The sequence below is a fragment of the Pseudomonas sp. SMV71 genome (assembly GCF_052042015.1).
GTDB lineage: Bacteria > Pseudomonadota > Gammaproteobacteria > Pseudomonadales > Pseudomonadaceae > Aquipseudomonas.
The window spans coordinates 110,468-122,765 of sequence record NZ_JBKGGU010000007.1; the positions used below are offsets into that span (position 1 = coordinate 110,468).

The window sequence follows — 12,298 nt, forward strand, 5'->3', positions numbered from 1 at the left end:
GTCGGCATACTGATCAATACTTGAACTGTCGGGGCGACATCTCCCCCAAGTGACGCCCTGATAAAGGTACCAACGGACCGCGTGCCTTTGTTTTACTCCTAATGGTCTTAACCCGGATTCACCCCCCAGAACCCGGGTTTTTTTTGCATAAAATTCAGGCTTCTGCCGAGCGGACATGGGCCAGTGGAAATAATTGCTTAAAATTTTCTGTGGTCTGTTCGGCAAATCGCTCATAGGACTCGCCACGTAGCATGGCCAGGAATTCCGCCACCTCCCGTACGTATTGCGGCAGGTTCGGCTTGCCGCGATACGGGATCGGCGCAAGGTATGGCGAGTCGGTCTCCACCAACAAGCGGTCGGCCGGTACTTTGCTGGCGACGTCGCGCAGGGCGTCGGCATTGCGGAACGTGACGATTCCGGACAAGGAAATGTAATAGCCCATGTCCAACGCAGCCTTGGCCATGTCCCAATCCTCGGTGAAGCAATGCAGCACCCCAGCCTGGGGCAGCGCGGCAGAGCGCAACAAGGCCAACGTGTCGGCCCGGGCACCCCGGGTATGGATAATCACGGGTTTACCGGTCTGCCGGGCAGCCTCCAGGTGCAACTGGAAGGAAGCCTGTTGCACCTCGGCGGCCTCCGGCTCGTAGTGGTAATCCAGGCCGGTTTCGCCAATGGCGACGACCCGCGGATGGTCGAGCTCACGCAGCAGCCAATCGAGCGCCGGCGCGGCGTCGGGCTGGACATCCAGCGGGTGGACGCCGACCGAACAATCGACATCCGCGTAGCGTTCGGCCAATGCCTTGACATCGGCGGCGTTGTCGGCGCTGACACCGATGCACAGGAAATGCCCGACACCCCGCTGGCGAGCGGCGTCCAGCGCGGCATCCAGTGAGCCGTCATGGGCAGCGAGGTCGAGACGATCAAGATGGCAATGGGAATCTACAAGCATAAAGAGACGGGCTACATCGTATGAGTGGGACGGTCGGACTTCAAAGCGCCGGCCAGGTGGGTTTCGATCTGATTGCGCGCCGAATTATCGCCGTCGTTGAACTGCACGCCAACACCTGCGGCCCGGTTGCCCTGGGCACCCTTGGGGGTCATCCAGATCACCTTGCCGGCCACCGGGATCTTGTCCGGCTCGTCCATCAGGCTCAACAGCATGAACACCTCATCGCCCAGGCGATAGTTCTTGTTGGTGGGAATGAACAGGCCACCATTCTTGATGAAGGGCATATAGGCGGCATAGAGCACCGACTTGTCTTTGATGGTCAGGGACAGGATGCCGTTGCGTGGTCCGGGGCTGACGGGTTCGTTCATGCTGATCTCCGCTGCGATTGAGCTGAGTCTAGGCGCAGGCTGTCAGTTTCGGCCAGGTAAACTCGCCCACTGCACCAACAGCGCTTCGAGCAACAACACCCGATTGAGGTTCGCCTTGCTCAGCACCTTCTGACGTTGGGCAAGAATCCAGTCCTGAATGTTCAAGATTTTATCCTGGCTGCTTTTCTGCGCCAGGTACTGGATGACCTTACGCATGTCCGTCAGCCCCAGGCCCGCCTCGTCCTCGGTCAGTTGGTAACGCAGGATCAGGCTCGACCAATCGCAGAACCAGTCGAACAGCAAGAGCAACGGGATGGCGTTCCAGCCCTCGGCCAATTGCGTGGGGGATTGTTGCTGCTTGAGCAATTTCTTGACCCCATCCACCACCAACGCACGCTGCTCACGCACGCCCTGGGCCTGGAGACTGACCGCCGCCAGGGGCGAACCGGCGGCCAGCGTCAGCAACTCGACACGCTCTTCATCGCTGCTGTCGGGCAAGGCCTGGGCCAGCCATTGCAGGCTCATCGCTTCGCTCGGCAGCGGGCAGGCCTGCTGCACGCAGCGGCTCTTGATGGTGGGCAGCAAGCGGCTCGGCTGGTGGCTGACGAGCAACAGCACGGTGTCTCCGGAAGGCTCTTCGAGACTCTTGAGCAAGGCGTTCGCGGCGTTGATGTTCATCGACTCGACTGGCTCGATCAATACCACCTTGCGCCCGCCCATCTGCGCGGTCTGGACCACGAAGCTGACCAGGTCCCGGACCTGGTCGACCTTGATCGCCTTGTCCGCCTCCTCCGGCTCCAGCACGTAATTGTCGGGATGGCTGCCGGCCTTGAGCAGCAGGCAGGATTTGCATTCACCGCAGGCGTTCGACGCATTCGGGCTGTGGCACAGCAGGCTGGCCATCAAGCGCTCGGCGAGGGCGCGCTTGCCGATTCCCGCCGGGCCATGCAACAGATATGCATGGGCATGCTGGGCGCGCCCGGCAAGTTGCTGCCAGAGGCTGTCCTGCCAGGGATAGGCTTCAGCCACGGGCACGCTCCAGCAAACGCGGCAGCAATTCGTCCAGTGACTGCTGGACCTCGCTCAGTGATTGCGCGGCATCGATCACCAGGTAGCGCACCGGATCGGCCTTGGCCCGGCTCAGGAAGGCATTGCGCACGGCATTGAAGAATACCTGGCCCTCAAGCTCGAAACGATCCAACCGACCACGGGCGCTGGCGCGGGCCAGGCCGATTTCTACGGGCAGGTCGAATATCAGCGTAAGGTCCGGCCGCAAGTCACCCTGCACGAACGCCTCCAGTGCAGCGATACGCTCCAAGGACAAGCCCCGACCGCCACCCTGATAGGCAAAAGTGGAATCGGTAAAGCGATCGCAAAGCACGACCGCGCCACGGGCCAACGCCGGGCGAATCACCTCGGCAAGATGCTGGGCCCTGGCAGCGAATACCAGCAACAGCTCGGTGTCAGGGGTCATGATCTCTTCGGCAGGTGCCAGTAGCACTTCGCGGATCCGCTCGGCCAGCGGTGTACCGCCCGGCTCGCGCGTCAATACCACCTCGATGCCGGCGGCTTGCAGGCGCTCGGCCAGGTATTCGCGGTTGGTGCTCTTGCCGGCGCCTTCAGGGCCTTCCAGCGTTATAAACAAGCCAGTCACGGGCGGTCCTTAATCAGGGTCATTGCGGGCTCGGCGGCTCGCTGGCATTCGGTTCGGGAGCAGGTTGTTGCGCCGGCACCTGGGGCACGGCCTCCGGTGCCGTGTCAGGCGATGCGGCAGGAATCGGGGCCTGTTCGTCCGGCGTCGCCGGGGCCGGGCTGGAGCGGTAGTCGGCACGGCGCTTGAGCTGGAACTCGCGCACCGCGTTATTGTGCGTCTCCAGGTCATCGGAAAACACGTGGCTCCCATCGCCACGCGCGACAAAGTACAGGCTGTTGCCCGAGGCCGGGTTCAAGGCGGCATGAATCGCTTCGCGCCCCACCATGGCAATCGGCGTTGGCGGCAAACCCGGGTTCAGGTAGGTGTTATAAGGATTGTCTTCTTTCAAATGGGAACGGGTGAGTTTGCCGGTGTAGCGCTCGCCCAGGCCATAGATCACCGTGGGGTCGGTCTGCAGCAGCATGCCCAGGCGCATCCGCCGTACGAATACCCCGGCGATCTGGGCACGCTCCTGGGGCACGCCGGTTTCCTTCTCTACCAACGACGCCATGATTAACGCTTGATAGGGCTGGGTATAAGGCGCATCGTCGGCTCGCTGTGCCCACTCCTTGGCAAGCACATCCTCGAGACGGTCATAGGCTTTTTTCAGCAGGTCGACATCCGAAGTACCGCGCACGAAGCGATAGGTGTCCGGAAAAAACCGACCTTCGGGAAATATCCCGGAATGTCCCAGGCGCTCCATCACCTGACTGTCGCTCAAGCCGGCCAGGGTCTGCTGGAGCTTTTCGTCCCTGGCCAGCGCCGCACGTACCTGGCGAAAGTTCCAGCCTTCCACCAGCGTGACGCTGTATTGCACCACTTCCCCGCGCTTCCAGACTTCGATCAGGCCGTCCATGGTCATGCCCGGCACCATCCGGTATTCACCGGAGTGCAACGGCTGGTCGGCGAGATTGAAGCGCCAATAGATCCGTAGCCAGAAAGCGTCCTTGATCAGACCATCGGCTTCGAGGCGCTTGAGGGTCCCGGTCGGGGTGGTCCCGTTAGGCACATCCAGCAATTCTTCCTGGGTGATGTTCAGCGGCTGTTGCAGCGCCGAATGAATCTTCCAGGCCGAAGCACCCAACAGCAGCCCTGCCAGAACCAGTCCGGTTTCCAGCAGTAGCAAGAATTTACGTCTCACGAATCAAACATCCAATAACGCGCGGGCAAGGGTCTGCAGTTTACGGGTGAGCGGCCCAGCCGACCAGCGTGCCGAACCACAGCTCAGCACTGGCCAGACGCCATAAACGCTGTTGCAGACAAAGACTTCATCGGCCTGGTGCAGCTGTTCAAGGGACACATCGGTGATCCGGGTGGCAATGCCACAAGACTCGGCTTGAAACAATAATTCCGCACGCATGACCCCGGCCACACCGCAACGGCCCAGGTCCGCCGTGATCAAGACACCCTCGCGCACCAGGAACAGGTTGCTGAAGACCCCTTCGACCACCCGCCCGGACGTATCCAGCATCAAGCCTTCGGCATACTGTGCGTCGTTCCACTCGGCCCGAGCCAGCACTTGTTCCAGGCGGTTGAGATGCTTGAGACCGGCGAGCAAGGGCTGCTCGGACAAGCGCACGGAGCATGGGAAGAGGTTCACGCCGCGTTCGGCATGGGTCGCCGGATAGGCCGCCGGAGGGCTGCCCTGCAAGATGCGCCGGGCCTCGCTCGAAGGATCAGCGGCATAACCGCGCAGGCTGTCGCCACGAGTGACGATCAGCTTGAGCACTCCGTCGCCCAGGGACCGGGCGTAGCTATCCAGCTCCGCGTTCAACGTGCCCCAGTCAATCCGCAACGCCAGCCGCCGACAGCCCGTCTCCAGGCGTTGCAGATGACGCTCCAGCAACACCGCCGTGCCATTGCGCACGGCGATGGTTTCAAACAGTCCGTCGCCATAAGCCAGGCCACGGTCTTTCAGCGACAGGACGTCGGCCGGCTGACCGTCGACCCAGCTTTCCATCAGCCGGCGAACCGGCGGAACACCAGCGAGCCGTTGGTCCCGCCGAAGCCGAAGGAGTTGGACAGCACCACATCGATGTCCATGCCGCGGGCGGTGTGGGGCACGAAGTCCAGGTCACAGCCTTCGTCCGGTTCGTCCAGGTTGATGGTCGGCGGTGCGACCTGGCTGTTGATCGCCAGTACGCTGAAGATCGCCTCAACTGCCCCTGCCGCACCCAGCAGGTGGCCGGTCATGGACTTGGTCGAGCTGACCGCAAGCTTATAGGCATGCTCGCCGAAGACAGTCTTGATCGCCTGGGCTTCGGCCAGGTCGCCGGCCGGAGTCGAGGTACCGTGGGCATTGATGTACTGCACCTGCTCGCCGTTGATTTTCGCGTCGCGCAGGGCATTGGCAATGCAACGGGCAGCACCGGCGCCATCGGCCGGTGGCGAAGTCATGTGGTATGCATCGCCGCTGGTACCGAAGCCGATCAGTTCGGCATAGATGGTCGCACCGCGAGCCTTGGCATGCTCCAGTTCTTCGAGCACCAACGCACCGGCGCCGTCGGACAGCACGAAGCCATCGCGTCCTTTGTCCCAAGGGCGGCTTGCGCGGGTCGGCTCGTCATTGCGGGTCGACAGCGCACGGGAGGCACCGAAACCGCCCATGCCCAGGCCACAGGCCGCCATCTCGGCGCCGCCGGCGATCATCACGTCGGCCTCGTCGTACATGATGTTGCGAGCGGCCATGCCGATGCAGTGCGTCCCGGTGGTGCAGGCAGTGGCGATGGCGTAATTAGGTCCCTGTGCCCCCAGATGGATGGACAGGAAACCGGAAATCATATTGATGATCGAGCCCGGCACGAAGAACGGTGAAATCCGCCGCGGCCCCGAATCATGCAGCGTGCGGCTGGTATCCTCGATATTGGTCAAGCCGCCGATACCCGAACCCATGGCCACGCCGATGCGTTCACGGTTGGCATCGGTGACTTCAAGACCGGCGTTACGCACCGCCTGGAAACCGGCTGCCAGGCCGTATTGAATGAACAGATCAAGCTTGCGGGCTTCCTTGACCGACAGGTATTCCTCGACATTGAAGTCCTTTACCGAGCCGCCAAAACGGGTGGAATAGGCAGAAAGGTCGGTGTGTTCGATCAGACCAATGCCACTGCGGCCAGCCAGAATGCCCTGCCAGCTGCTCGGCACATCCGTGCCCAGTGGCGACAACATACCCATACCGGTGACTACGACGCGTCTACGCGACACAGCACTCTCCTTTTTCTAATGACGACTTTGCATCAGGCCTAAAGAAAAAACCGCACGCCAGAAAGGCAGTGCGGTTTTTCCATGACAGCTAGCGACGACTAAAAACGATTACGCCTGGTGGCTGGTAACGTAGTCGATAGCAGCTTGTACAGTAGTGATCTTCTCAGCTTCTTCGTCAGGAATCTCGGTCTCGAATTCCTCTTCCAGAGCCATCACCAGCTCAACGGTGTCAAGGGAGTCGGCACCCAGGTCTTCAACGAAGGAAGCGGTGCTCACAACGTCTTCTTCTTTAACGCCCAGTTGCTCGGCAACGATTTTCTTGACGCGCTCTTCGATGGTGCTCATACCTTGTTTTCACTCCTAATGGACAAATTCAGGCAGCTGGCCGGTGGGTAAGTGTATAGAAGAACTTTTCGGTTTTTCAACCGAAAGCTTCACTCCTCAAACCCTGGGGCCCGCCGCCTATAAATTGGTTGCAGCTTTATAACGGATTTTAGACAGCTCGTATGACATTTTTTTGAAGCAATCCGTCACATTTAACTCATGTACATCCCGCCGTTCACCGGGATTGTAGCCCCGGTCACGTATGCCGCACCGTCCGACGCAAGAAAAGCGACCACGGACGCGATTTCTTGAGCTTGCCCCAGACGACCCAGCGGAATCTGCGTCTGCAGGGCATCACGCTGTGCTTCCGGCAGTTCACGGGTCATGTCGGTGTCGATGAAACCCGGGGTAACCGAGTTTACCGTAATCGAGCGCGAGCCCACTTCACGTGCCAGCGCACGGCTGAAACCTTCCAGACCGGCCTTCGCCGCAGCATAGTTTACTTGGCCGGCGTTGCCCATGGCACCCACAACCGAGCCGATACTGATAATCCGCCCCCAACGAGCCTTGGTCATGCCACGCAGAACGCCCTTGGACAGCCGGTACAGGCTGTTCAGGTTGGTATCGACTACGTCGAACCACTCGTCATCTTTCATGCGCATCATCAGGTTATCGCGGGTGATACCGGCGTTATTGACCAGGATCGCCGGCGCGCCGAATTGCTCTTGGATGCTCGCCAGTACCGCCGCAACCGATTCGTCGCTGGTGACGTTCAGTTCAAGGCCGGTGCCCTGGATACCGTTTTCCTTGAGCGTCGCGGCGATGCGCTCGGCGCCCGCGGCGGAGGTCGCGGTGCCCACGACAATGGCGCCTTGGCGACCCAATTCCAGGGCAATGGCCTGGCCGATGCCACGGCTTGCACCGGTCACCAGTGCAACTTTACCTTGCAGACTCATGCAAGTTTCTCCTGTTCAGGCCTGCGCTGCACGGGCAGCAGCGAAAGCGTCTGGGGTGTTGAGGTTGGAAGTCGACACGCCTTCGGCGCAGCGTTTGTTCAGACCGGCCAGCACTTTGCCAGGACCGCATTCAACCAGTTCAGTGGCGCCCTTGGCGGCCAGGGTCTGTACCGACTCGACCCAGCGAACCGGCTTGTAGAGCTGTTCCAGCAGGTCACGCTTGAGCGTCTCCAGGTCCGCCGCCACATTGGCGCTGACGTTCTGTACCACGGGAATCTGCGGGGCCTGCCAGTCAATGGCGGCGATGGATTGGGCAAAGCGCTCGGCGGCCGGTCGCATCAGTTCACAGTGCGACGGCACGCTGACCGGCAGCGGCATGGCGCGCTTGGCACCACGGGCCTTGCAGCCTTCGATGGCGCGCTCGACAGCGGCCTTGGCACCGGCGATCACCACCTGACCCGGCGAGTTGAAATTCACCGCGCTGACCACCTCGCCTTGCGCCGCTTCGGCGCAGGCTGCCAGCACGTCGGCATCCTCCAGGCCGAGAATCGCGGCCATGGCGCCCTGCCCGGCCGGAACGGCCTGCTGCATCAACTGCCCACGACGCTCCACCAGTTTCACCGCGTCGCCCAGGCTCAGGCTGCCAGCGGCGACGAGCGCGCTGTATTCGCCCAGGCTATGGCCGGCGACGAACGCCGGGCGCGCACCACCTTCGGCCAGCCACAGGCGCCACAGCGCGATCGAGGCGGTCAGGATGGCCGGTTGGGTCTTATCGGTCTGGTTGAGCTGCTCTTCGGGCCCCTGCTGGGTCAGTGCCCACAAGTCATAACCGAGAGCATCGGAAGCTTCTTTGAATGTTTCGAGGATCAGCGGATATTGCGCGCCCAGTTCGGCCAGCATGCCGAGGGACTGCGAGCCCTGTCCTGGAAAGACGAATGCGAGGGAAGCGGACATGAAAACAAAGCCCCTAATGATCTTGTTGTCAAAAATTGACGCCCCTGGGGACGCTAGGCTTTGTACGAAAAGTGCCTGCGCGCCGATCAGGCCGCGTTGAAAACCGGCTCGGATGCTCATTTACCACCCGTAAACTGCGCCTCCTCGCCTGTTTTCGCCCTGCCTGATCGCCGCTCGGCGGCCCTTCGTACGAGCCCTGGGAAACTGACAGTTGGATGGCGGCTTGAACCGACCGGTCACATTTAAGCACTGTCACAGTAAAACGCCTAAGTTAACAAATCTTCGAGGCGCCCATGCAGACGCTTGGGCAGGTTCTCCTGGATTTCGATCAGCGCCCGGTTGATCGCGCTCTGGAAACCCTCGGCACCCGCCGAACCATGACTCTTGATCACGATACCTTGCAGTCCGAGGAAACTCGCCCCGTTGTGCCGTGCCGGTGCCAGGTCAGCCTGCAATCGACGCATCAGCGGCAATGCCAGCGCACCCACCACTTTCGATGCCAGGCTCTGCCTGAACAGGCTCTCGATGCGCTGACCGATCATGGTCGCCAGGCCTTCGCTGGACTTGAGCAGGATATTGCCGACAAAACCGTCGCACACCACCACATCCGCTTCGCCGCGGTACAGGCCATCCCCCTCGACGAAGCCGATGTAGTTGATGCCGGGGGCTTTGTGCAACAGCGTGGCCGCGAGCTTGACCTGCTGGTTGCCCTTGATGTCCTCTGTGCCGATGTTCAGCAGTGCCACCCGCGGACGTACGATACCCAGGGTTTCAGCCGCTACCGAGCCCATCACCGCAAATTGCAGCAAGTGTTCGGCGCTGCAATCGACGTTGGCGCCCAGATCGAGCAATTGACAAAAGCCACGCTGGGTCGGGATCGCCGCCACCATCGCCGGCCGGTCGATACCAGGAAGGGTCTTGAGCACATAACGCGACAGCGCCATCAAGGCACCGGTGTTTCCTGCACTGACACAGGCCTGCACCTTGCCATCGCGCAGCAGCTCAAGGGCCACCCGCATCGAGGCGTCGGGCTTGCCGCGCAAGGCTTGCGCCGGCTTTTCGTCCATGGTGATGACTTCGGACGCCGGGGTAATCGTCAGGCGCGCGCGATCCACAGCCGATTGGCCGCTGAGCATGCCTTCCAGGAGGGAGGGTTGACCGACGAGGGTCAGGTGCAGCGAGGGCGTAGCATTCAGACAAGCGAGGCTGGCCTGAACAATGTTGCGGGGACCGAAGTCCCCGCCCATTGCGTCAATCGCGATGACTTGAGCGGACAAGGATTACTCGTCAGCGCCCTTGTCGATCACTTTACGACCACGGTATACGCCTTCTGGCGATACGTGGTGACGCAGGTGAACTTCACCGGTGGTTTTTTCTACAGACAGGGTGCTAGCCTCGAGAGCGTCGTGGGAACGGCGCATGTCACGGGCAGAGCGGGATTTTTTGTTCTGCTGAACAGCCATAATTGATTAACTCCTAAACGTTTGGGTCACGCTTTAACTGCGCCAATACACTGAACGGGTTGGACCGCGTTACCTCGTCCTCGCTCGGTTCGGGCTCATCTGCTCCCGCCGGCTGCTGGCATTCTTCCGGATGATGAGCAGGCACAATGGGCAAGGCGAGCAGAAGCTCCTCCTCGATCAGTGACTGCAGATCCAATGGATCTTCGCCCAGTTCCAGCACGTCATAACCTTTCGGCAACGACTGGGTATTCGCACCCTCCTTCACCACGGCGTAACTGCATTCGCTGTGGATCGGCAGGGTGACCAGCTCAAGACAACGCTGGCAAACCATTTTGACTTCAGTGTCGATAAAGCTGTGGATCACCACAGATTTACGTTCATCTCGTTCAAAAACGAATTTGGCCTGGACCGTTCCGACATCGTCGGAAAGTGGGTCGCAGAGTCTCTTCAAATCGGCCAGCAACAACTCACCTTGGAGGGTGGTGCCACGGTCAGCCAATTTGCGCGGGTCAACGTGAGGTGGAATCGGGTCATTCAACATAGGCGCAGCATTATAGGGATGCCCCCGGCCATGTCAAAGGAAATTCAGCCCTGTGCGTCACTCGCACGCCTCGCTAGAATCGGCCATTGCCCTAGGAGATGCCCATGCTGCCTTTATTACTTGCCTCCAGCTCAGTCTACCGACGGGAATTGCTGGCCCGACTCGGACTGCCATTCGTCTGCAGCTCGCCAGACATCGACGAAAGTCATCGCCCCGGCGAGCCCGCCGTCGAACTGGTAAAGCGCCTGGCCCGGGAAAAGGCCCAGGCATTGGCGGCCAGCCACCCGGCGCACCTGATCATCGGCTCGGACCAGGTTGCCGTGCTCGGCGAGCGCATCCTGGGCAAGCCGCACACCTTCGAAAACGCACGTGAACAATTGCTGGCCGCCAGCGGCACCCGGGTCACTTTCCTGACGGGGCTGGCACTGCTCAACAGCCAGACCGGCGCTTGCCAGGTCGATTGCGTTCCGTTCACCGTCACTATGCGCACCCTTGAGCCTGCGCGCGTCGAACGCTACCTGCACGCCGAGCAACCCTACGACTGCGCTGGCAGTTTCAAGGCCGAAGGGCTGGGCGTCAGCCTGTTCCAGAGCACCGAAGGCCCGGACGCCACCAGCCTGGTCGGCCTGCCGCTGATTCGCCTTGTGGATATGTTACTGGCCGAGGGCATGCAGATCCCCTGATTCATCAGCCCCAAGAGACACTGAACCTGTGGCGAGGGGATTTATCCCCGTCGAGCTGCGAAGCAGCCTAAAACAATCCACCAAGAAGACCTCAGTGCCTGTTTACTTGGGGTGCTCCGCACCCCAGCGGGGATAAATCCCCTCGCCACATGACAGCGCACGCCAATCAGCGCAGCGTCGGCCCCTGGAAGCCCATCCACATCGCCAGATGCTCGGCGATACTCGCCCCAAGCTTTTTCGAGAAGCGGTCAAATGGCGACTCTTCGATGGTGAAGTCCACCAGTTCTTTCTGACCAATCACATCCCGCGCCACCGAGCTGGCACTGCCGAGACCGTCGATCAGGCCCAACGGCAAGGCTTGCTCCCCCGACCAGACCAGCCCGGAAAACAGCTCAGGATGCTCCTTGTCCTTCAGGCGCTCGCCCCGTCCTTTCTTGACGCTGGCGATGAACTGCTTGTGAGTGGTGTCGAGCACGCCCTGCCAGAAAGCGGTTTCCTCAGGCTTCTGCGGCTGGAACGGATCCAGGAAAGACTTGTGTTCGCCAGAGGTGTAGACCCGACGCTCAACCCCAAGCTTGTCCATTGTTCCGACAAACCCGTAGCCAGCGGCCGTAACCCCAATGGAGCCGACCAGACTGGCCTTGTCGGCATAGATCTGGTCGGCGGCGCTGGCAATGTAATAGGCGCCGGACGCCCCGAGATCGGAAATCACGGCGTAGACCTTGATATCAGGGTGCAAACCGCGCAGCCGGACGATCTCGTCATACACATACCCTGACTGCACCGGACTGCCGCCCGGACTGTTGATGCGCAGCACCACGCCCTTGACCTTGGAGTCCTCGAAAGCCGCCCGCAGGCTGCCGACGATATTGTCCGCGCTGGCGGGCTCCTTGTCGGCGATCATGCCTTCGATATTGATCAGCGCGGTGTAGGCCGATCCGCTGACGGCGCTCTTTTCCACCGACATCAGCGGCGTGAACAACGCCAGCGCAAGGAACAGATAAACAAACGTCAGGAGCTTGAAGAAGATGCCCCAGCGACGGGAGCGACGTTGCTCCTGCACACTGGCCAGCAAGGTCTTTTCCAACAGCTTCCAGCTTTTGTCGTCACCGCTTTCTACGCTTGCCTTGGCAGGTGCCTTCCATTCATCGGTCATGCGTGCA

The 12,298-nt window shown here is 60.9% G+C and carries 15 protein-coding genes; 1 reads left to right on the plus strand and 14 read right to left on the minus strand.

Annotated features, from left to right (window positions below; translation table 11 throughout):
• Nucleotides 1-154 precede the first annotated feature (154 nt).
• From ACLEJQ_RS09065 to ACLEJQ_RS09125, 13 genes are all read right to left on the minus strand, one after another.
• Nucleotides 155-949: a TatD family hydrolase gene (locus ACLEJQ_RS09065; protein ID WP_440794174.1), complete on the minus strand. Its 795-nt coding sequence runs from the start codon at nucleotides 947-949 to the stop codon at nucleotides 155-157.
• An 11-nt stretch (nucleotides 950-960) separates the two neighbouring features.
• Nucleotides 961-1,317, minus strand: a complete 357-nt coding sequence (locus ACLEJQ_RS09070) for a PilZ domain-containing protein (protein WP_440794176.1) — start codon at nucleotides 1,315-1,317, stop codon at nucleotides 961-963.
• Nucleotides 1,318-1,359: 42 nt separating this feature from the next.
• Nucleotides 1,360-2,346 (minus strand): DNA polymerase III subunit delta', encoded by a 987-nt coding sequence (locus ACLEJQ_RS09075; RefSeq protein ID WP_440794178.1) that lies wholly within the window; start codon nucleotides 2,344-2,346, stop codon nucleotides 1,360-1,362.
• A complete protein-coding gene (tmk, locus tag ACLEJQ_RS09080; RefSeq protein ID WP_440794180.1) occupies nucleotides 2,339-2,971 on the minus strand; it encodes a dTMP kinase in 633 nt (210 codons plus the stop codon). Before tmk ends, ACLEJQ_RS09075 begins: the two co-directional genes overlap by 8 nt.
• A gap of 19 nt (nucleotides 2,972-2,990) precedes the next feature.
• Complete coding sequence (gene mltG / locus ACLEJQ_RS09085) at nucleotides 2,991-4,151, minus strand: endolytic transglycosylase MltG (RefSeq protein WP_440794182.1); 1,161 nt, start codon at nucleotides 4,149-4,151, stop codon at nucleotides 2,991-2,993.
• Nucleotides 4,152-4,154: 3 nt separating this feature from the next.
• A complete protein-coding gene (gene pabC, locus ACLEJQ_RS09090; protein ID WP_440794184.1) occupies nucleotides 4,155-4,970 on the minus strand; it encodes an aminodeoxychorismate lyase in 816 nt (271 codons plus the stop codon).
• Complete coding sequence (gene fabF / locus ACLEJQ_RS09095; RefSeq protein ID WP_440794186.1) at nucleotides 4,970-6,214, minus strand: beta-ketoacyl-ACP synthase II; 1,245 nt, start codon at nucleotides 6,212-6,214, stop codon at nucleotides 4,970-4,972. Before fabF ends, pabC begins: the two co-directional genes overlap by 1 nt.
• 108 nt (nucleotides 6,215-6,322) lie before the next feature.
• Complete coding sequence (gene acpP, locus ACLEJQ_RS09100; protein WP_440794187.1) at nucleotides 6,323-6,559, minus strand: acyl carrier protein; 237 nt, start codon at nucleotides 6,557-6,559, stop codon at nucleotides 6,323-6,325.
• A gap of 191 nt (nucleotides 6,560-6,750) precedes the next feature.
• Entirely contained in the window at nucleotides 6,751-7,494 is a 744-nt protein-coding gene (fabG, locus tag ACLEJQ_RS09105; RefSeq protein WP_440794189.1) for a 3-oxoacyl-ACP reductase FabG, read from the minus strand.
• A 15-nt stretch (nucleotides 7,495-7,509) separates the two neighbouring features.
• On the minus strand, nucleotides 7,510-8,448 hold the full coding sequence (fabD, locus tag ACLEJQ_RS09110) for an ACP S-malonyltransferase (RefSeq protein WP_440794191.1): 939 nt from the start codon (nucleotides 8,446-8,448) through the stop codon (nucleotides 7,510-7,512).
• Between the two features lie 266 nt (nucleotides 8,449-8,714).
• Nucleotides 8,715-9,725: a phosphate acyltransferase PlsX gene (gene plsX, locus ACLEJQ_RS09115; protein ID WP_440794193.1), complete on the minus strand. Its 1,011-nt coding sequence runs from the start codon at nucleotides 9,723-9,725 to the stop codon at nucleotides 8,715-8,717.
• A 3-nt stretch (nucleotides 9,726-9,728) separates the two neighbouring features.
• Nucleotides 9,729-9,911, minus strand: coding sequence for a 50S ribosomal protein L32 (gene rpmF, locus ACLEJQ_RS09120; RefSeq protein WP_003179396.1), 183 nt, complete (start codon nucleotides 9,909-9,911; stop codon nucleotides 9,729-9,731).
• A gap of 13 nt (nucleotides 9,912-9,924) precedes the next feature.
• Nucleotides 9,925-10,452: a YceD family protein gene (locus ACLEJQ_RS09125; protein WP_003204262.1), complete on the minus strand. Its 528-nt coding sequence runs from the start codon at nucleotides 10,450-10,452 to the stop codon at nucleotides 9,925-9,927.
• Nucleotides 10,453-10,556: 104 nt separating this feature from the next.
• Here ACLEJQ_RS09125 and ACLEJQ_RS09130 point away from each other — a divergent pair, with 104 nt between their 5' ends.
• On the plus strand, nucleotides 10,557-11,135 hold the full coding sequence (locus ACLEJQ_RS09130) for a Maf family protein (RefSeq protein ID WP_440794195.1): 579 nt from the start codon (nucleotides 10,557-10,559) through the stop codon (nucleotides 11,133-11,135).
• 166 nt (nucleotides 11,136-11,301) lie between these two features.
• On the opposite strand, the gene ACLEJQ_RS09135 is transcribed toward ACLEJQ_RS09130, so the two are convergent.
• Nucleotides 11,302-12,291: a S49 family peptidase gene (locus ACLEJQ_RS09135; protein ID WP_440794197.1), complete on the minus strand. Its 990-nt coding sequence runs from the start codon at nucleotides 12,289-12,291 to the stop codon at nucleotides 11,302-11,304.
• Nucleotides 12,292-12,298: the final 7 nt, after the last annotated feature.

What these genes read in the sequence shown, in the direction of transcription:
- fabD (WP_440794191.1), bottom strand. Translation starts at nt 8,448, where the DNA reads ATGTCCGCTTCCCTCGCATTCGTCTTTCCAGGACAGGGCTCGCAGTCC.
- pabC (WP_440794184.1), bottom strand. Translation starts at nt 4,970, where the DNA reads ATGGAAAGCTGGGTCGACGGTCAGCCGGCCGACGTCCTGTCGCTGAAA.
- ACLEJQ_RS09135 (WP_440794197.1), bottom strand. Translation starts at nt 12,291, where the DNA reads ATGACCGATGAATGGAAGGCACCTGCCAAGGCAAGCGTAGAAAGCGGT.
- ACLEJQ_RS09070 (WP_440794176.1), bottom strand. Translation starts at nt 1,317, where the DNA reads ATGAACGAACCCGTCAGCCCCGGACCACGCAACGGCATCCTGTCCCTG.
- ACLEJQ_RS09130 (WP_440794195.1), top strand. Translation starts at nt 10,557, where the DNA reads ATGCTGCCTTTATTACTTGCCTCCAGCTCAGTCTACCGACGGGAATTG.
- ACLEJQ_RS09125 (WP_003204262.1), bottom strand. Translation starts at nt 10,452, where the DNA reads ATGTTGAATGACCCGATTCCACCTCACGTTGACCCGCGCAAATTGGCT.
- acpP (WP_440794187.1), bottom strand. Translation starts at nt 6,559, where the DNA reads ATGAGCACCATCGAAGAGCGCGTCAAGAAAATCGTTGCCGAGCAACTG.
- ACLEJQ_RS09065 (WP_440794174.1), bottom strand. Translation starts at nt 949, where the DNA reads ATGCTTGTAGATTCCCATTGCCATCTTGATCGTCTCGACCTCGCTGCC.
- fabG (WP_440794189.1), bottom strand. Translation starts at nt 7,494, where the DNA reads ATGAGTCTGCAAGGTAAAGTTGCACTGGTGACCGGTGCAAGCCGTGGC.
- rpmF (WP_003179396.1), bottom strand. Translation starts at nt 9,911, where the DNA reads ATGGCTGTTCAGCAGAACAAAAAATCCCGCTCTGCCCGTGACATGCGC.